The organism is uncultured Croceicoccus sp. (assembly GCF_947496385.1).
In the GTDB taxonomy this organism is placed as follows: domain Bacteria; phylum Pseudomonadota; class Alphaproteobacteria; order Sphingomonadales; family Sphingomonadaceae; genus Croceicoccus.
In genome coordinates this window covers 43,238-61,896 of record NZ_CANMCP010000006.1, presented here as the reverse complement: position 1 = coordinate 61,896, position 18,659 = coordinate 43,238, and the positions used below count along the sequence as shown (strand labels likewise).

The 18,659-nt window shown below is 63.0% G+C and carries 18 protein-coding genes; 8 read left to right on the top strand and 10 right to left on the bottom strand.

Annotation, left to right across the window (positions count from 1 at the left end; all coding sequences use genetic code 11):
• Positions 1–144: 144 nt before the first annotated feature.
• From Q0897_RS10790 to Q0897_RS10775, 4 genes are all read right to left on the bottom strand, one after another.
• Complete coding sequence (locus Q0897_RS10790; RefSeq protein ID WP_299309449.1) at positions 145–684, bottom strand: hypothetical protein; 540 nt, start codon at positions 682–684, stop codon at positions 145–147.
• Between the two features lie 52 nt (positions 685–736).
• Positions 737–1,054 (bottom strand): hypothetical protein, encoded by a 318-nt coding sequence (locus Q0897_RS10785; RefSeq protein ID WP_299309447.1) that lies wholly within the window; start codon positions 1,052–1,054, stop codon positions 737–739.
• Positions 1,054–1,485 carry a phage holin family protein gene (locus tag Q0897_RS10780; protein WP_202084760.1) on the bottom strand — a complete coding sequence of 144 codons (432 nt, stop codon included), beginning with the start codon at positions 1,483–1,485 and terminating at the stop codon, positions 1,054–1,056. The genes Q0897_RS10785 and Q0897_RS10780 overlap by 1 nt, the downstream gene beginning before the upstream one ends.
• 88 nt (positions 1,486–1,573) lie before the next feature.
• A complete protein-coding gene (locus tag Q0897_RS10775) occupies positions 1,574–2,140 on the bottom strand; it encodes a hypothetical protein (protein WP_299309445.1) in 567 nt (188 codons plus the stop codon).
• Between the two features lie 278 nt (positions 2,141–2,418).
• On the opposite strand from Q0897_RS10775, the gene eno reads away from it, so the two are divergent.
• Positions 2,419–3,705 carry a phosphopyruvate hydratase gene (gene eno / locus Q0897_RS10770; RefSeq protein WP_299309444.1) on the top strand — a complete coding sequence of 429 codons (1,287 nt, stop codon included), beginning with the start codon at positions 2,419–2,421 and terminating at the stop codon, positions 3,703–3,705.
• 134 nt (positions 3,706–3,839) lie between these two features.
• Positions 3,840–5,921 (top strand): M13 family metallopeptidase, encoded by a 2,082-nt coding sequence (locus tag Q0897_RS10765; protein ID WP_299309443.1) that lies wholly within the window; start codon positions 3,840–3,842, stop codon positions 5,919–5,921.
• A gap of 12 nt (positions 5,922–5,933) precedes the next feature.
• Here the strand turns inward: Q0897_RS10765 and Q0897_RS10760 are convergent, their stop codons facing one another.
• The 6 genes from Q0897_RS10760 to Q0897_RS10735 all read right to left on the bottom strand — a co-directional run bounded on the left by Q0897_RS10760 (position 5,934) and on the right by Q0897_RS10735 (position 13,176).
• Positions 5,934–6,245: a hypothetical protein gene (locus Q0897_RS10760; RefSeq protein WP_299309442.1), complete on the bottom strand. Its 312-nt coding sequence runs from the start codon at positions 6,243–6,245 to the stop codon at positions 5,934–5,936.
• Between the two features lie 53 nt (positions 6,246–6,298).
• Positions 6,299–6,721 (bottom strand): 6,7-dimethyl-8-ribityllumazine synthase, encoded by a 423-nt coding sequence (gene ribH / locus Q0897_RS10755; RefSeq protein WP_202084754.1) that lies wholly within the window; start codon positions 6,719–6,721, stop codon positions 6,299–6,301.
• A 19-nt stretch (positions 6,722–6,740) separates the two neighbouring features.
• Complete coding sequence (gene ribB / locus Q0897_RS10750; RefSeq protein WP_299309440.1) at positions 6,741–8,036, bottom strand: 3,4-dihydroxy-2-butanone-4-phosphate synthase; 1,296 nt, start codon at positions 8,034–8,036, stop codon at positions 6,741–6,743.
• Positions 8,037–8,275: 239 nt separating this feature from the next.
• Positions 8,276–10,504, bottom strand: coding sequence for an EAL domain-containing protein (locus Q0897_RS10745; RefSeq protein WP_299309438.1), 2,229 nt, complete (start codon positions 10,502–10,504; stop codon positions 8,276–8,278).
• 117 nt (positions 10,505–10,621) lie between these two features.
• Positions 10,622–11,260 (bottom strand): OmpA family protein, encoded by a 639-nt coding sequence (locus Q0897_RS10740; protein WP_299309437.1) that lies wholly within the window; start codon positions 11,258–11,260, stop codon positions 10,622–10,624.
• 8 nt (positions 11,261–11,268) lie between these two features.
• A complete protein-coding gene (locus Q0897_RS10735) occupies positions 11,269–13,176 on the bottom strand; it encodes a sodium:proton antiporter (protein WP_299309435.1) in 1,908 nt (635 codons plus the stop codon).
• 215 nt (positions 13,177–13,391) lie between these two features.
• Between Q0897_RS10735 and Q0897_RS10730 the strand changes: the two genes are divergently transcribed.
• The 6 genes from Q0897_RS10730 to Q0897_RS10705 all read left to right on the top strand — a co-directional run bounded on the left by Q0897_RS10730 (position 13,392) and on the right by Q0897_RS10705 (position 18,626).
• Positions 13,392–14,264 carry a YihY/virulence factor BrkB family protein gene (locus Q0897_RS10730; RefSeq protein WP_299309433.1) on the top strand — a complete coding sequence of 291 codons (873 nt, stop codon included), beginning with the start codon at positions 13,392–13,394 and terminating at the stop codon, positions 14,262–14,264.
• A gap of 90 nt (positions 14,265–14,354) precedes the next feature.
• Positions 14,355–15,320, top strand: a complete 966-nt coding sequence (locus tag Q0897_RS10725) for a DNA polymerase III subunit delta' (protein WP_299309432.1) — start codon at positions 14,355–14,357, stop codon at positions 15,318–15,320.
• A 51-nt stretch (positions 15,321–15,371) separates the two neighbouring features.
• Entirely contained in the window at positions 15,372–16,922 is a 1,551-nt protein-coding gene (metG, locus tag Q0897_RS10720) for a methionine--tRNA ligase (protein WP_299309430.1), read from the top strand.
• Positions 16,922–17,698 (top strand): TatD family hydrolase, encoded by a 777-nt coding sequence (locus Q0897_RS10715; protein ID WP_299309429.1) that lies wholly within the window; start codon positions 16,922–16,924, stop codon positions 17,696–17,698. Before metG ends, Q0897_RS10715 begins: the two co-directional genes overlap by 1 nt.
• On the top strand, positions 17,695–18,462 hold the full coding sequence (locus tag Q0897_RS10710; RefSeq protein ID WP_299309427.1) for an MBL fold metallo-hydrolase: 768 nt from the start codon (positions 17,695–17,697) through the stop codon (positions 18,460–18,462). The genes Q0897_RS10715 and Q0897_RS10710 overlap by 4 nt, the downstream gene beginning before the upstream one ends.
• Positions 18,459–18,626 (top strand): hypothetical protein, encoded by a 168-nt coding sequence (locus tag Q0897_RS10705; RefSeq protein WP_299309426.1) that lies wholly within the window; start codon positions 18,459–18,461, stop codon positions 18,624–18,626. Before Q0897_RS10710 ends, Q0897_RS10705 begins: the two co-directional genes overlap by 4 nt.
• The last annotated feature ends 33 nt before the right edge of the window (positions 18,627–18,659 follow it).

Sequence of the window (18,659 nt, the reverse complement as noted above, 5' to 3'; positions counted from 1 at the left end):
TTGCTACCTTATGCTGCGAAATATCGTTGGCGAGAAGCGACCGCGTGTCGTCCAACGCGGTTCGGCTGCGTGGGTTAAACGAAAACGGCTTCGGCGCAAGACCTGCAAGCCCTGCGCCGAAGCCATGTTTGCGTTTCGCGGCGATCAGCGGCGAAGACGCGAGACCAGGGTGCGGCCTTCGCGCATGGTCGAATGTGCCGCACGCTCCAGCGAGTCAGCGGTGCGCTCTCCCGCGCGCGACACGCTGTCGACCGCGCTTTCGCCCGCGATCCGCGCGCTTCCGGTGAGGGCACTCGTCGCCTCGGCAATACTGTCGCCGATTTCCTCGAGCTTTTCCTGGCTCGCATTGCTGGCGTCTTCCGCCATTTCAAGCAGCTGCGCGCCATAGGTGGCGGCCAGCTCGGCGATCGTGCCGCCGGCTGCCATGACCGAACCGCGCACCTTGCGGCCCGGACGACCGGGCAGGGACACCGCGATGATCGCACCGACCGCGAGCGCACCAGCGACCGCGATGAACGGGTGCTCGCTCACGAAATTCTTCGTGGCGACGGCGGCATCGCCGGCCTTGCTGCGCGCAGGGGCGGTGCTTTCCGCGATCCGCTCCTGTGCCGCGGATACGCGGTCGGACAGGGACGGCTTGGTGTCGGGTTCGGGATAAAGCTCCGTATTGGCTTGGGTCTGCATAAAAAATTCCTTGTGATTGGGGTGGGGCGTTATGCCGGATCTGCGGGCGGCTTCAGTATTCCTCGTCGTCCGATCCGAAACCGAACAGGCCGGCGATCCCGCCGATCATCGCGCCGAGCACCGGGCGTCCCACGAACCAGGCGACGAGTGCGGCCGCGCCGGCCTTCACCGCCTGCGGATGTTCGGAGGCCGTTTCGCTCGCCTTGTCCGACAGGTGCCTGCCCTCTTCGGTGAGGCGGTTCTTGATCCGCGTGCCGACGCCAGCCGCGTCGAGATCGGCCCGAACGAGCGCCTTCTGCGTATCGAACACGGTGCGGGCAGAGCCGCGCAACCGCTTCGCTTCGAGGACTTCGCTTTCGGTCACGGGCATCAGCGGCTCTCCGTCCGGTCGGTGGTGGAAATGACGGCCTGCACATGGCGAAGCCGCTTCTGACCGGACTTCGCCAGTCCCAGCGCAACCAGCAGGTAGACCAAAGTCACGACCGCGGTAGAGCCCCAGATCGTGATGAGCGTACCCAGCGCGATGATGAGCCCGACCGTAAAGCCAATACCGGCGAGCAGCGCAACGACAGCCGCCGCGCCGAACCGGCCCACGATACCGCCAGCCTGCCCGGCGCCATAGGCGACGCGCTTCTTCTGAAAATCGAGCTCGGCCTCGGCAACCATCTTGCCATCGTCGATGAGCGCGCGAACGTCATCGACGAGCGACCGTTCGGCCGCCGGATCGGTTTCAATGTGGGTATCGTAGGGATCCACGGGGTTAACCCGCGGATCGCCTGCGTCGGTATAGCTTTGTGTCATGCCAGCGGCCCCGTTTCGATCGCCTTGAGATTATCGCGGGCCGAAATGGCGCCGGTCGATCGGATCATCGTTTGCGGTGTCGAGGCGATCACTTGCCCGAACGGAACAGGCGGGCCAGCATGTAGCCGGTCGCAGCGGCGATGCCGACCGCGGTGCCGGGGTTGGACCGGATATAGGTGCGCGTGTCCTCGGTCAGCTCCTCGATGCTCTTGGAATCGAGCTTGGCCGCCTGCTCTTCGAGGGTGCGCGAGGCGGAGCGGGCATAATCGCCGTATTTCGGGCCCAGCTTTTCGTCGAGCGTCGCGGCATTGTCGTTGATCATGCGGCTGAGCGAGGTCAGGCCTTCGCTGGCCTTTGCCTTGCCCTGATAGGCATAATCGCTGGCCTTCGCCTTTGCCTGGTCGCCATAGGCGGCGGCATCGCCCTTGAACTGGTCGCCCTTTTCGTTGGCGCGTTCCTTGTACTGATTGCCGCGGTCGAACGCCTCGGCCTTCAGTGCGGCGGCGCCCGCCTTCGCTTCGTTCAGCGCATTGGAGAAGCGCGACTTCGCCTCGGTCTTGTGATCGACGCCCAGCGTTTCGCGGTCGGTCGCGGTGGTCGCGCCCATGGCCGGCGTGGTGGTTGCGGTCGGTTCGGTGCTGATGGGGTCTGCCATGATAATTGTAATCCCTTCGTTGTTCGCCCCGGCGTTTGGGCGGTCTGATAGCCGGATGCGCAATATTTCCGGCGGTTCTTTCAATCGTGCACGGGGGGAGCGCTATTCTCCCGCGCTTATTGCCGCATTAACGGCTGTTGCCAGTCAAGGTTCCGGGAATTAGGGCGCTTTACGGACAGAGGCGCGAGCATATCGCCCGCGACGCTTTCCGACATCTTTGCCGATCGTCGTCGCCCGGCCTTATCCGGGTATCGCCAGACAGAAGGAACGAGTGAGCCATGACCGCCATTATCGACATCCATGCGCGTGAAATTCTCGACAGCCGGGGCAACCCGACGGTCGAGGTCGACGTCCTTCTCGAAGATGGTTCGATGGGCCGCGCGGCGATCCCGTCCGGCGCGTCCACCGGCGCGCACGAGGCTGTCGAACTGCGCGACGGCGACAAGGATCGCTACATGGGCAAGGGCGTGACGAAGGCCGTCGATGGCGTGAACGGCGAAATCGCCGACCTCGTCATGGGCCTCGACGCGGAGGATCAGCGCGACATCGACCTCGCCATGATCGACCTCGACGGCACGGCGAACAAGGGGCGGCTCGGCGCGAACGCCATGCTCGGCGTCAGCCTCGCCGTGGCGAAGGCGGCGGCGGCGGCGCGCGGCCTGCCGCTTTATTCCTATGTCGGCGGGGTTTCGGCGCACACGCTTCCGGTTCCGATGATGAACATCATCAACGGCGGCGAACATGCCGACAACCCCATCGATTTCCAGGAATTCATGGTGATGCCGGTCGGCGCCGACACGCTGAGCGAGGCGGTCCGATGGGGCGCGGAAATCTTTCACACGCTTAAGAAAGGCCTGTCGGAAAAGGGGCTTTCGACCGCGGTGGGCGACGAGGGCGGCTTTGCCCCCAACCTTGCCGGCACGCGCGACGCGCTCGACTTCATCATGCAGTCGGTGGAGAAGGCGGGTTTCAAGCCGGGCGAGGATGTCGCCATCGCGCTCGATTGCGCGGCGACCGAATTCTACCGCAACGGCAAGTACGAGATTTCGGGCGAGGGACTCTCGCTCGACGGGGCGGAAATGGCCGATTACCTGGCGAAACTGTGCGAGGCCTATCCCATCCTCTCGATCGAAGATGGCATGGGCGAGGACGATCTCGACGGGTGGAAGGCGCTCACCGACAGGGTCGGCGACCGGGTGCAGCTTGTCGGTGACGACCTGTTCGTGACCAATCCGGAGCGTCTGACCATGGGCATCGGCAAGGGACTGGCCAATTCGCTGCTGGTGAAGGTCAACCAGATCGGCACGCTCACCGAAACGCTGGAGGCCGTCTCCATCGCGCAGCGTGCAGGCTATACCGCGGTGATGAGCCACCGTTCGGGCGAGACCGAGGACAGCACCATCGCCGATCTCGCCGTCGCCACCAATTGCGGACAGATCAAGACCGGTTCGCTCGCCCGTTCCGACCGGCTTGCCAAGTATAACCAGTTGATTCGTATCGAGGAAGAGCTGGGCGCGAGCGCGTGGTATCCGGGGCGCGCCGCGTTCGGTCGTCTCGCCGGATAAAGCCGGATGAGCCCGCCGCCATGAAAAAGGGCGGGTACGACACGAAACCGGCACCGGACCGATTGCGAATTGGGGCGTTCTTCCCTAGAGGTGGGGCGCCCCATTTTTGCCACATATCGCTTCCGGACCTTTAATTGCCCTATCGTGACCTCGTCCTTCCCCTGCTTCTGGTGACCGGTTCGGTTGCGGCGGTGACCGCCTGCGCCCCGGATACGAGCGAGCAGGTCTCCCCGATCCAGGGGACGGGCGTGGGCATCGACATCGAGGCGATCGACAAATCGGTCGATCCCGGCGACGATTTTTTCCTGTACGCCAATGGCAACTGGCTGAACGCGACGCAGATTCCGGCGGATCGATCCTCGACCGGCTCGTTCCTCATGGCGCAGGAGCGTGCCGAGGAACGGCTCCGCACGCTGGTCGAGGAAGTGGCCGGCACGCCGCAGGACGACGATACGCCGGAGGGCATGATTGCCCGCTACTACACCGCCTTCATGGATCAGCACGCCATCGACCGGCGCGGACTGCGCCCGATGCGCGACGATTTCCGCCGTTACGCCGCGATCGATGACGTCGCGGATTTATCGCGCGTGCTGGGCCGGCAGATGCGCGCCGATGTCGATCCGCTCAACGCGACGGATTTTCATACCGAAAACCTGTTCGGCCTGTTCGTGACCCGCGCTCTGACCGAAGATAGCGTGGTGCCTTATATGTTGCAGGGCGGGCTGGGCCTTCCCTCGCGCGAATATTACCTGTCGGACAGCCGCGACATGGTCCGTATCCGCCGCGAGTATCGCGACTATATCGCGCGGATGTTCGGGACCGTCGGCGTGAAGGACGGATATGCGCGGGCGGACCGTATCATCGCGCTCGAAACCGCGATCGCGCGCGCGCACGTCCCGCGTGAACAGAGCGAGGATTTCACGCGTTCCGCCACGCTGTGGTCGCGGGCCGATTTCGCCGAATACGCGCCCGGGATCGATTGGGATGCGTTCTTCGGCGCGGCATCGCTCGGCGAACAGGACCGCTTTGCCGCCTATCACGCCGACGGGATCGCCGGGCTTTCCGCGCTCGTCGCGGGGGAGCCGCTCGACGTATGGAAGGACTGGCTGCGCTTTCACCGGCTGAGCCAGTATGCCGACGTGCTGCCATCGCCGGTGGGCCGGGCGCATTTCGATTTCTACGGGCGAGTTCTTGGCGGGCTCGACACGCGGCCGGATCGCGAAACGCTCGCGATCGAGGCGCTGGGCGAAAATTTCGGCGATGCGCTGGGCCGCCTTTACGTGGACCGCAATTTCTCCGCCAATCAGCGCCGCGATATCGAGATCATGGTCGAACGGGTCAAACGCGCCTTTGCGCAAAGGGTCGGTGCGCTCGACTGGCTCGACCCCGCGACCCGGCGCGAGGCGTTGAAGAAGGTCGCCGGAATCGAGGTCGAGATCGGCTACCCTGATCGTTACGACCGGTATGACGGGCTGCAACTGGCGGGCAAATCCGCCTACGGCATGACCGTCGCGGCGGAGCGGGCGGCCTATCGCCGCGCCCTGGCGAAGATCGGCAAGCCGCTCGACCGCAGCGAATGGTGGCTGTCGCCGCACGTGGTCAACGCGCTCAATCTGCCGGTTCAGAATGCGCTGAACTTTCCGGCGGGCATATTGCAGCGTCCGTTCTACGATCCGGAGGCCGACCCCGCCGCCAATTATGGCGCGATCGGTGCGATCATCGGCCATGAAATCAGCCATAGTTTCGACAATAACGGCGCGGCCTTCGATGCCGATGGCCGCATGCGCAACTGGTGGGGGGCGGCGGATGCGGAGGAGTTTCGCCGCAGGGGGCAGGACCTCGCCGAGCAATATTCGCGCTATCGCCCGTTCGCGGATGCGGCGGTCGACGGGCAGCTTACGCTGGGCGAGAATATAGCGGACCTTGCCGGGCTCGCGGCGGCATATGATGCGTATCGCGCGTCCTTGCGGGGTAAGGAACCCCCGGTGATCGAGGGCTTTACCGGGGATCAGCGGTTCTTCATCGCCTATGCGCAGGCCTGGGCGACGAAAACCCGCGATGCCAGATTGCGAGCGCAGCTTGCCACCGATGGCCATGCGCCGGGCCGGTATCGCGCGGCGACCGTGCGCAATCTCGATGCGTGGTATCGCGCGTTCGACGTGGAGGAGGGCGACGCGCTCTATCTCGCCCCCGAGGACCGCATCACGATCTGGTAACGCGGCAGGGCCTCAGGCGTCGCCGTTCTCGACGTCTTCGTGCGCTTTTTTCTCAAGCGCTTCGGCGCGCTCGATCTCGCGCTTCTTCTTCGGGTTGAGCAGGTACTGCCACACGCCCCAGCCATTGACGAAAAACATCGCGACATTCTGCAACGCGATCGGCGTGTTGTTGCCGAGCATTCCGGCCGCGATCCACGCCACCGATACGATCGTGAACAGGACGAAGGCCCATCCGGTCACCCGTCGGCCCAGATCGGACGCGATAAGCGCGGCGGCCGCAATCGTGCCGAGCGCGCCGAACCATTCCAGTATCGTGGTGATCAAGGCGTCTTGTCCGTCATGGGGTCAATGACGCCTCGTTCGTCGTGCGGTTCCGATTATCCGGTGAAACGGGTGCGAAGATCGTATAGCGCGATGGCGGCGCGGGCGGCCTCCCCGCCCTTATTCTTTTGTGCAGGGTCGGCGCGGACGAGCGCCTGTTCATCGTTTTCCACGGTCAGTATGCCATTACCCACCGCGATCCCGTCGATGGTCAACGCCATGATCGCACGTGCGCTTTCGCCCGCGACGATCTCGAAATGATAGGTTTCGCCGCGAATCACGACGCCGATCGCGACAAAGCCATCGTAGCCGCCGCCCTCGACCGCGAGCGCGATCGCGCCGGGTATCTCCAGCGCGCCCGGAACGGTGAGTACCTCGACCTCGTGCCCCGCCTGTTCGAGAACCTGACGCGCACCGCTGATCAGCATGTCGTTATATTCGTCGTAGAATCGCGCTTCGACGATGAGGAATCGTGCCATTGTCTGTGTCCAGTCTTGTTCAGGCGTCGGGGATCGGGCGTTCGCCGACCACGGTCAGGCCGTACCCTTCGAGCGCGACGAGCGAATGGTGCGAATTCGTGAGCAGGATCATCTCGTGCACGCCCAACTCGGTCAGAATTTGTGCGCCGACGCCATAATCACGCAATTCGTCCATATCGTCCGCCTTGGGCGCATCGCGCAAAGCGATCCGGCGGGACAGCATATCGGGCGATTTGCGATTGATGACGACGATCACGCCCGCGCCTTCCTCGGCAATGGCCTGCATCGCGCGTTGCAAGAGGCCGGCGCGCGGCGTGTCGTCCGCAAAAAGATCGGGAAACAGGTCGAGCGCATGCATCCGGACGAGCGTCGGGCTGTCCTTGGCCAGATGCCCGAAACTTAGCGCCAGCGTTTCCTCGCCCGTCGCCTTGTTGAAGAACGCCATCACCGTCCAGTCTCCGCCCCACTTGCTGCGGAATCGGGACTCGGCGCGCTTCTCCACCAAATGATCGTTTTCGCGGCGATAGGCGATAAGGTCGCGGATCGTGCCGATCTTGAGATTGTGGGTGCGGGCGAATTCGACGAGGTCGTCCATCCGCGCCATCGTGCCGTCGTCCTTCATGATTTCGCAGATGACGCCCGACGGGTTCAGCCCCGCGAGCCGCGCGATATCGACCGCGGCCTCGGTATGGCCCGCGCGCACGAGCACGCCGCCGTCCCGCGCGATGAGGGGGAAGACATGCCCGGGGGTCACGATGTCATCCGCCGTTTTCGCGGAATCGATCGCCACGCTGATCGTGCGGGCGCGGTCGGCGGCGCTGATCCCGGTGGTGACGCCTTCGCGTGCTTCGATGGAGGTGGTGAACGCCGTTTCGTGGCGCGTGCGATTGTTCCGGCTCATCAGTTCAAGGCCGAGCTGTTCGACGCGATTCTTCGCCAGCGCGAGGCAGATCAGGCCGCGCCCGTGCGACGCCATGAAATTGATCGCCTGCGGAGTGGCCATTTGCGCGGGGATGACCAGATCGCCCTCGTTCTCGCGATCTTCGTCGTCTACGAGTACGAACATCCTACCGTTGCGGGCTTCGTCGATAATTTCTTCCGGGCTGGCGAGGACGGGACGATCGTCGTTGGAATCGAGGAAGCTTTCGAGCTTTGCCAGCGTGTCCGATGTGGGGTTCCAGTTCGCCTCGTTGCAATCGCGCAGCGAATTGGCGTGCAATCCGGCCGCTCTTGCAAGGGCGGCACGTGACATGCTGCCGGTGGAAACGATCTGGCGAACGCGGTCCTTGACCGAAGGATGGGCTGTATTTTGCATGGCCGGCGCAATATCACAGCGAAATGTGATTGCAAGCCACAAAGCATCATTGGAATGTTACAAAAACGGGGCCTTGCCTGTGACAAGACCCCGTTCAACGATCGAAGATGGCGTCAGAACCAATATTCGCCGAAAAACCATTCCCAGATGCCACCGCCACGTTCTTCCTGATAATCCATAAAAACCTCCATTGCTTGGACAATCATATTAACCGCACATGGACGAAAAAAAAAGCGATTTTATCCTACCAGCCGGATATTTTTGCGGGCAATCTCGATCAGTTCGTGTGATGGCAGGGGATATCCATACAAATATCCCTGTCCGACTTTACAATCATGGGATGCCATGATCGCCTGATCCTCCACCGTTTCGATTCCCTCCGCCACGAAGGACATGTTCGAAAGTCGGGTCGTCTGCGCGAGGGCAATGATGATCATTCGCGCGCGCTCGTTCGTTTTGGCCAGCCGCACGAAGGTCTGATCCAGCTTCACCTCGTCGCAGGGAAGATGGACGAGCAGGCTCAGATTGGCTTCGCCCGTACCGAAATCGTCGAGGGAAACTTTGAAACCGGCCTCGCGCAGTTCGGTAAGATGGCGCGCAGCGAGTTCGAGATTTTCGATACGCGCGGTTTCCGTGATCTCAAGCATGATGCGGGATGCGGAGCCGCCGCCAGCCATCACGTTGTCCTGAACGAACTGCACGAAATTATCGTCGCAAACGAGCGTTGCGGACACGTTGACCGATATGCGGAGATCCCGTTCGGGAAGCAGGCTCGCCGTTCGCGCAGCCATCCGGAACGTATGCGCGGTAAGCGGTTTCAGACGACCCGCCTTTTCAATCTGCGGAATAAATTCGAAAGGGCTGATCTCGCCGCGTTCGGGATGCTTCCACCGAACCAGCGCCTCCGCACCGACGATCTGCCCGTTTTCGATCATCACCTGCGGCTGATATACGAGATAGATGTGTCCGTTCACGATCGCATGATCGAGCGAGGTGTGAAGCGAGAGCCGCCAGTTGGCGTCCGTACTTTCCCTCTCGCTCACCAGGGCGATATGCGACATGCGGGTCGACGCGAGTTCCGCCGCGACCAGCGTGGCACTGATCGCCTGTTGTGCGCTGTCGATCGGGACGTCCTGTATCCCGAAGGAGCAGGTAAAGTCGAAAGTGCGATTTTCGACGAGGATCGGCGCCCCCGTCAGCCCGATGAGATCCGCCATCCGCCCACGGGCATCCCGCGTGCCGTCCAGCCAGGCGAAATTGCCCGCGCCGTCGGAAAAGATTTCGCGGAAACGGTCCGCCGCGAGCCGTTCGGCGATCTGTTGCATGAATTCGCCGTGAAATTCCGGCTCGAGACTGCTCAGCACTTCCTCGAACCGGTTGACCCGGGCTACGATCACCATGCCATCCTCACGTTCGAGCTTTTCTGCGAGCGCACTGAAATTTCGAAGCCCGGAAAGATGATCGGTCTTGGCCGCCTGCGCCTTGAGCAGGCTGGTGATGCGCAGGATGGCAAACAGCACCAGGAACACGACAGTCGCGCCCGATTCCACAATCCGGTCGAGAAGAAGCCCGAAAAATGGAATGGCGAGACAGGCCGCAACCGCAACGGCATAAAGCGTGCGGCGGATCGCTGGCGGGTAATATACCGCCGCAAATACGATGGCGACGATGATGGCGAGCGCGAAGAGCCAGCCCACAGCGACCGGCACACCCTGCAAAAGGCTTTCAGCCGCGAAAAACGCGAGCTGTATACGCGGGACCATGTCGCCCGGAATCGGGACCACGCCCTGATCGAGAAGCGAACCCGACGATGCCGAGCCGACGAGTACGCGCTTTCCGGTCAGCGGCAGATTGCTCCTGCTCAAGACGCGGGCCGGAAAAATAGTGATTTCCGAATTGGCGTAGCGGTAATCGATGAAATAATAGTCGTTCAGATCGACGAAGCCGGCCACCGCGGCGGGGAAGCCCGGCATTTCGCGATTGCCGACATCGAACGAGGTCAGCGATTCCCAGGCAAAGCCGAGCGCCGTGGCGTGATAGCGATCGACGGTGGCAACCGCGCCATCAAGCTGCGAGGAGCGCGACAGGCTCGGCAGGCCGCGGGTACTTCCGACTCCTTCGACCCAGCCGATCGCCACAGGAACGTCCGTCGCATCGATCGCCGCGCCCAGTTCGGCAATACCGCGATCGTCCGCCGAATAGTTACCCTGCAGATAGATGCCTCTCGGCCTGTGCCGCGACAATTGGCGGACGACCTCCGCCTGCCGTTGTGCGACGCTGAGCGTGGGATCCGCCGACTGGTCGACATCGACGATGACGATCTGGCCGGAAACCGGCTTGTCTTCCAAGCGGTAGAGGGCGATCCAGATCATCTCCTCGATCGGATCGGCCGCGCCGACCAGCGCAAGCAAACCGGCCGCAACAGCGGCCGCGGCCAGCTGATACAGGCGGGACAGCGATGCTGTCATGGGTCAGATCTCGCTCGCAGGGCTATGCATCTGGAAAACGGGTATCACAACTTTGTTTAACAACAGTGCAACCCGCTCTACGGCATGCGCCGGCGGGCGCAGGATATGCCATCTCGATCAGTCGGTCGAATTCGAACTTCCGGACGATCCGGCGCGGTCCTCGCCCGGTTCGTCCGCGTTCGCTTCTTCGTCATCGTCGGTTTCCGGAATCGCGATGTGAATGTCCACGCGCCGGTTCCGCGCGCGATTGGCCTCGTTCGCCGTACCGTCGAGATTGGCATTGGGGGCAACCGGACGCATCTCGCCAAGCGCGATGATCTCGATCCGGTCTGCGTCGATGCCATTGTCCTCCAGCATGGCAGCGACGGCCTCGGCCCGTTGGCGGGAGGCGCGCAGATTGGCCTCGTCATAACCGGCCGAATCGGTATGCCCGCGCAGGGTGATGGCACCGCCCGCCTTCATCTGCGCCGTGCCGAGCAGCTCCTCGATTTCCGCGCGCGCCGCATCGGACAGCCGCGTGCCGCCTTCGCCGAACGATATCGTCGCCTCCAGCGGTTCGAGCGCGGGCTCCTCGATCACGTCTTCGGACAGGTCGCTGCGCAGGATGGACGCAGGGCTGGAATTGGGATCGGGAAGGCCGTTGTCCATCGTCGCGGACGGGGCAGGCGACGGCGTCTCGCTATCCGGCTCGTTGCATGCCCCGACCAGGACGAGCGCACCCAGCGCGAGGACGGTTGCGATCGGCTTGGATGTCATTCGCGTTTTCATGTCGCTTCCCCCAACGGGCCTTCCTGCGGCCCGGCCTGTTTTGCCCCGGTTTCGGCATCGGCCTTGGCCTGTATCTTCGCCCGCTTTTCCTTTTTGGCTTGCACCTTCTCGGTCACCGGGTCCTCGGGCGGGGAATAGGATATCACGGTGTCGCCGGCGGCAGGAGTGGGGCGGGTGGCATGGGTAAAGAACCGAATCCCGCCGCCCTTGCGCACGAGCAGGAGGAAGTCGGCATCGGCCGGAAGCGCGGCCTGCGCCTCCTCGAACCCGAAACGTTCGGACAGGCGCGTCTTGCGAAATTCCCAGCCCTGCTGCTGCCGGCGGTAGATTTCGTCCATGTCGACGCCGGATTCGAACAGGCTGCGGCCCCGGATCGACGGGGGCAGGGCGCGCGGGTCGTCATGCCCTCCCGCCTCGCCAAGCTGATACACCGCGTCGCGCCCGATTTCCGGCGCGAACTCGTTGCAGACAAGCGCGTTATACGCCTCGTTTTCCGTCGCGGCGACCAGCACGCCGAATTGCGAAAGGTCGAGCGAATGTTCCGTCGATTCGGCCAGAATTTCGCCGTGATAGGTCTGTACCCCCTGCTGCCGCGCCTTTGACAGACGCCACCAGCTGGTATCGGCGATGAGCACAGGAACCTCGATGTCCGACATTTCCTTTGCGAGCGCGATGGACCACGGCGTTGCGCCGACCATCAATATGCCCGGTGTGGTCGAGCCGGTGACCTTGAGCCAGCGCGACACGATACCGACGGTAAAGCCATGCGCCACGATCGTCGCCACCACGACGGCGAACGACAGGCTGATGAGGATGGACCCGTCGCCATAGCCCAGATCCGAAAGACGCAGGGCGAACAGGCCTGAAATCGCGACGGCCACGATGCCGCGCGGCGCGATCCACGCCAGGAACAGGCGCTCGTTCCACGGCACCTTGGAGAAGGCGAGGCTGATCAGGATCGTCGCCGGACGGACGAGGAACAATATCGCCAGCAGGAACAATACGAACCGCCATTCCAGCAAGGCCAGCGATTCCCGTTCGAGCGAGGCGGACAAGAGGACGAAGATGCCCGACACCATGATGACCGCGATGTTCTGCTTGAACGGGTGAATGTCGCGCAGCGAATCCACCTTCATATTGGCAAGCGCGATGCCCATGATCGTGACGGCAACGAGGCCGGTCTCCTGCTGTATCGTGTTGGAGGCAACGAACAGGGCGACCACCACCACGAGCAGGACCGGCGCCTTCAGATATTCGGGCACCATGCCGCGCGGGAAGCTCCACGCGATGACCCACGCCGCGGCATAGCCGAGGACGGCGGCGGCGATCGCGGCGAATACCAGTTGTGGCACCACGTCGAAAATGGTCGCGCCATTGGCCGATGCGCGGAAATATTCGTATGCGATCACCGCGCACATCGCGCCGAAGGGATCGTTGACGATCGCCTCCCATTTGAGGATCGCCGCCGGCCTTTGCGCCACGCTCGATTGTCGAAGGAGGGGCAGGACGACCGTCGGCCCGGTCACCACCAGAATGCCGGCGAACAGGATCGATACCGGCCAGACCAGCCCGGCGATGTAATAGCAGGCGAGCGAGCCTGCGAACCATGCGATCGGCACGCCCAGAACGACGAGCCGCCAGACCGCGCCGCCCGTTTTCTTCAGTTCCTTGAAATTGAGGCTCAGCCCGCCTTCGAACAGGATGAGCGCGACGCCGATGGCAACGGCCGGTTCCAGCAATTCGCCAAAGGCGTGATGCGGGTCCATGATGCCGAAAACGGGGCCGACGGCGAACCCGGCCACCATCATCAGCACGATGGCCGGCCACCCGGTTCGCCACGCAACCCATTGCGCCCCGATACCCAGGACGCCGACGAGGGCGATTACGAGAGCTTGTTCTTCCATGTAGGCCCGTTGCTGCCACAGCGGCCGGGCAGGGGCAAATGAAAGCTGTGCAATGCCCCCGGATTTCGCGGGGGATACAGGGCGCATGGAACCGCGGGCCCGGCGCGGGGGTTAGGCTGTTGACGACGGGCGCGGTGGCGATTGCCGCCCGATGATGCATGGTGCAGCATCGGATGATCGCGCGATACCGAATATGTACGAGACAGGGGACGGCCATGCCGACAGCATCTTCACCATATGATTTGCCAAGCGGCGGGTGGATCGCCTCCGCGAAACAGGCCTGGGCCCGGGGCGGTGACGATAATATCAGCCTGATCGCGGCGGGCGTGGCGTTTTATGGATTTCTCGCGATGGTTCCCCTCATGGCGGCGACGGTCCTCACCTACGGGCTGATCGCCGATCCGCAGACGGTCGCGGTGCAGATGCAGTCGCTCGCACAGGATCTGCCCGGAAGCGCGGCCGAACTCGTGCAGGATCAGCTTTCCGCCGTGGTCGAAAGCTCGTCCTCGAAGAAGGGGCTGGGGCTGATCCTCGCCCTGCTGGTGGCATTGTTCAGTGCGCGCAAGGGCGCAGGGGCGCTCATCATCGCGCTCAACATCGCGTATGAGTGCAAGGAAAGCCGCAGCTTCATCGGAAAGAACCTGACCGCCATCGGCGTGACCGTGGGCGGGGCGCTGATCGCGCTGTTGTCGGTGGGTGCGATCGCGGCGCTCGGCTTTCTCGATGGAATGCTCGATGCGGCGCCCGCGGTCTTTGCGCCGCTGGGCAAGATCCTGGTCTATGTCGTGCTGGCGGCTGCGATCACCGGCGGGGCGGCGCTCCTGTTCCGCTATGGCCCGGCTTGCGAGACGGCGGCGTTCAAATGGCTGACGCCCGGCTCGTTGCTGGCCGCGGTGGGGATCGTCGTCGCGACCTTGCTGTTCGGCTATTACGTGTCGAACTTCGGTAATTACAATGCGACCTATGGATCGCTCGGCGCGGTGATCGTATTGCTGACATGGATGTGGGCGTCGGCCTATATCCTCCTGCTCGGCGCGGAAATGAACGCCGCCCTGATCGCGAGCAATGCCACTGCGCCCGAATTGTGAGCAAAACGCCCGCAGCTGATTGCCGGGGGCGCGCAATCCTTATAGCAGTCACCGCACCGTGATGGCCCGAACCTCGCTCCTCTCCTGTCGATGACAACGCTTGTCGGACATGAAACGCCATGGCGCCAATGGCGCGCCGCGGTGGCAGACGAACGGTTGCACCATGCGTGGTTGCTGACCGGCATGGCGGGGATCGGCAAGGCGCAGTTCGCGATTCATGCCGCTGCTGCTCTGGTGGAGGTCGACGGCACGCCGCAGCCCCCTGCGACATCGCATCCCGATATCCTCATCCTGACCCGTCCGCCGGCCAGCAAGGAGGATGAAAAAAAGATGGAGGAGGGCAAGCCCTTCGCCACGAAGCGCAGCATCAATGTCGAGCAGGTGCGCGCGATGCAGCGGCGGTTGAACACGCGGCCAACACTCGGGCCGAGGCGTGCGATCATCATCGATTCGATTGACGACCTGGAAAAGTCGGCGGTGAACGCGCTGCTCAAAAGCCTAGAGGAGCCGCCGGCCGGGACGATATTCCTGCTCGTCTCACATCGGCCGGGTGGGCTTTTGCCCACGGTGCGTTCGCGCTGTCGGATCCTGCGGTTTGCCGCGCTCGACGATGCGCAGATGCACCGGGTTGTGGCCGACGCGGCGCCCGACGTCTCGCCCGACATTCGCGAGGCTGCGATTGCCGCGGCGCACGGGTCGCCCGGCGCAGCGCTTGGCTTCATCGCAAAGGACATGGCGCCGATCCGCCACGAGCTGATCGGGATTGCCGCGCATGGGGATGCCGATTTCGCGCGGCGCGGCGCACTTGCCAAGGCGATCGGAACGCGGCCCGACCGCGACCGGCTGGTGGCGAGTGTCGATCTTGCCCGCACGATCTGCGCCGCGAGACTTCCCGATGCGGGGAAGGGGGAACAGGCCCGGCTCATCACCGCGCATGCGGCGCTGACCCGGTTGGGCGCGGAGATCCCCTATGCGAATTTCGACCCCGGACTGACCGTGGTGGAAATCGGCGGGTTGCTGGCGGATATTGCGATGCCTAAAGGGGAGGGCAACTGATCGCCGCATCTCGCGGCCCTTCGCACGTTCAATGAAAGAGACGCGCCACCCATGGCCGAGCCGTATTACATCACCACCGCCATCCATTATCCCAATGGCAAGCCGCATATCGGTCACGCTTACGAAACCATCGCCGCCGATGTCGCGGCCCGTTTTCAACGGCTGCGCGGGCGGGACGTGCGGTTTCAGACCGGCACGGACGAACATGGCCTGAAAATGATGCAGAAGGCGCGCGATCTCGACGTGACGCCGCGCGCGTTGAGTGATGAAATGTCCTCTCATTTCAAGCATCTGTTCGACGTGCTTGATATCAGCTATGATCGTTTCATCCGCACCACGGAGGATGCGCACCATGCCGCCAGCCAGGCGCTCTGGTCCGCCATGGCCGAGCGCGGCGACCTCTATCGCGATCGCTACGAAGGCTGGTATTCGATCCGCGACGAGGCGTATTACGATGAAAGCGAGCTGACCGAAGGGGAGGGCGGCGAAAAACTCTCGCCTCAGGGCACCCCCGTCGAATGGACGGTGGAGGAAAGCTGGTTCTTCCGCCTTTCGAAGTATCAGCAGCCTTTGCTCGACCTGTACCGCGAAAACCCTGATTTCATCCGCCCCGAAAGCCGCCGCAACGAGGTCATGCGCTTTGTCGAGGGCGGGCTGCGCGACCTGTCCGTTTCCCGGAGCAGCTTCGACTGGGGCGTGAAGGTGCCGGGAAGCGAAGACCACGTGATGTATGTCTGGGTCGATGCGCTGACCAACTATCTGACGGGGCTGGGCTATCCCGATACGGGCGGCGATTTTGCGCGTTTCTGGCCTGCCGACGTGCATCTCATCGGCAAGGATATCGTGCGTTTTCATGCCGTTTACTGGCCGGCTTTCCTGTTGAGTGCGAATCTGCCCGTGCCGCGGCAGGTGTTCGGCCATGGGTTCCTCCTGAACCGTGGGCAGAAGGAATCGAAATCGCTCGGCAATGTGACCGATCCGGTCGGCCTTGTTGAAACATATGGCGCGGATGTGCTGCGCTACTTCCTGATGCGGGAAATCGCGTTCGGCCAGGACGGAAGCTACTCGGCAGAGGCGATCGTCACGCGCGCGAATGCCGAACTCGCCAACAGCTTCGGCAATCTGGCGCAGCGTGTCTCCTCCTTCATTGCGAAGAATTGCGAGGGCGGCTTCGACGTCGATGGCGAGGCGCAGGACGCCGACCGTGCGCTCGCCGGGAAAGTCCGCGAGGCGTGCCTGCGCGAATTGCCCGCCCATTTCGAGGCGCTGGCCTTTTCGCAAGGGATCGAAGCGTGGATGCAGGCGGTTTTCGCCTGTAACCAATATGTCGACGAGCAGGCGCCGTGGACCTTGCGGAAGACCGATCCGGTGCGGATGCGCCGCGTGCTCGCCACGCTTGTCGGGTGTATCCGCGACCTTGCCATCGCGATACAGCCGGTCGTGCCGGGGTCGGCCGCGCGCATTCTCGACATCGTGGCAGCGCCGGATGACGCGCGCGATTTCGCCGCGATGGAACGCGCGCCGCTGCTGTGCGAGACGGTCAAGATCGTCGATCCGCAGCCGATCTTCCCCCGCCTGCAACTGGGGGAAGGGGACGCGTAATGCTGATCGATTCGCATTGTCACCTCAATTACGAAGGCTTGATCGAGCGACAGGGCGAAATCTTGTCGGCGGCGCGGGCGCGGGGCGTTCGCGGGTTCCTGAATATCTCGACCCGGCAGTCGGAATGGGATGCGGTGGTCGCCACGGCACAGCGCGAGGACGATGTGTGGGCGAGTGTGGGCATACACCCGCACGAAGCGGACAAGCATCGCGACCTTGGCCGCACGGCTCTCATGGAGGCGAGCGCGCATCCCCGCGTCATCGGCATCGGCGAAACCGGCCTCGATTATTATTACGACAAGTCCGACCGCGAGGCGCAACGCGAATTGTTCGTCATGCATATTGGCGTCGCGCGCGATACCGGCCTGCCGATTATCATTCATACCCGCGATGCGGAGGCCGACACGCTCTCCATCCTGTGCGAGGAAATGGAGAAGGGCGCCTTTCCCGCGCTCATCCATTGCTTTACCGCGTCGCGCGAATTTGGCGATGCGGTGCTGAACCTCGGGCTCACGATCTCCATTTCCGGGATCGTGACGTTCAAGAATGCAAAGGACCTGCAGGCAGTCGCGCGTGATATTCCGGACGGCCGGCTGCTGGTCGAAACGGATTCGCCGTTTCTCGCGCCGGTGCCCCATCGCGGAAAGACATGTGAGCCGGCCTTCGTCGGCGATACGCTGGCGTTTCTCGCCGCGCTGCGCGGCGTGTCTGTGGATACTCTTGCGGCGCAAACCGGACGCAATTTCTTCGCACTGTTTCAAAAGGCGCAGGCATGAAACTGATCATTCTCGGTTCCGGCACATCGACCGGCGTGCCGCGCATCGGGAACGATTGGGGCGTGTGCGATCCCGACAATCCGCGCAACCGGCGATCCCGCGTGTCGATCGTGATCGAATCCGACGATGGTGCGCGCGTGCTCATCGATACCTCGCCGGATCTACGCAATCAGCTTCTGGCCAATGACATCGATGGGATCGACGCGGTGTTCTGGACGCACGATCATGCCGACCATTGTCATGGGATCGATGATCTTCGCGTGCTGCGCTACGGTCGGGCGGGGCCGATACCGGCCTATGCGGCGGAGGAAACGGTACGGCGCCTTCGCCAGCGGTTCGGATATGTCTTTGCCGGGCAGCATGGCTACCCCACCATATGCCAGATCGAGACTCTGGACCGTTTGCGCCTCGTTCACGGCATGCGGCTGGGCTGGACCGTGATGCCGCACGGGCCTGCCAGAAGCACGGCGTATCGTTTTGATAATGGCGATAAATCAATCGGTTATGCGACAGATTTCAGTGAAATTCGAACCGAAATGGTGACGCTTTTCCGCGATGTCGAATTGCTGGTCGTGGATTGTCTGCGGCGTGATCCGCATCCGACCCATGCGCATCTTGGTATGGCGCTCGAACTTGCGGAACGATGTGGGGCACGCCGTGTCATCCTGACGCATCTGGACAAAAGCATGGATTACGATGCCTTGGCCGCGGAAACGCCGGATCATGTCGAGCCTGCGTTCGACGGGTTGACGGTGACGCTGTGACTGCGCTTGCGATCGTGTCGGTGGTGAGCCTGCTGGGCTGGCTCGTTCTGGCGTTGAGTGCGCTGAAATCGCACGAGGTGCCGAAGACCAAGCTGCTGCAAATGGCGTTGCTTTGGGTCGGGCTGTTCGCCTTGGCCGCGTTCGCGTTCGGTGGCATGCGCTAGCAGAACTCTCTTTATTTAACATAATATGTATTA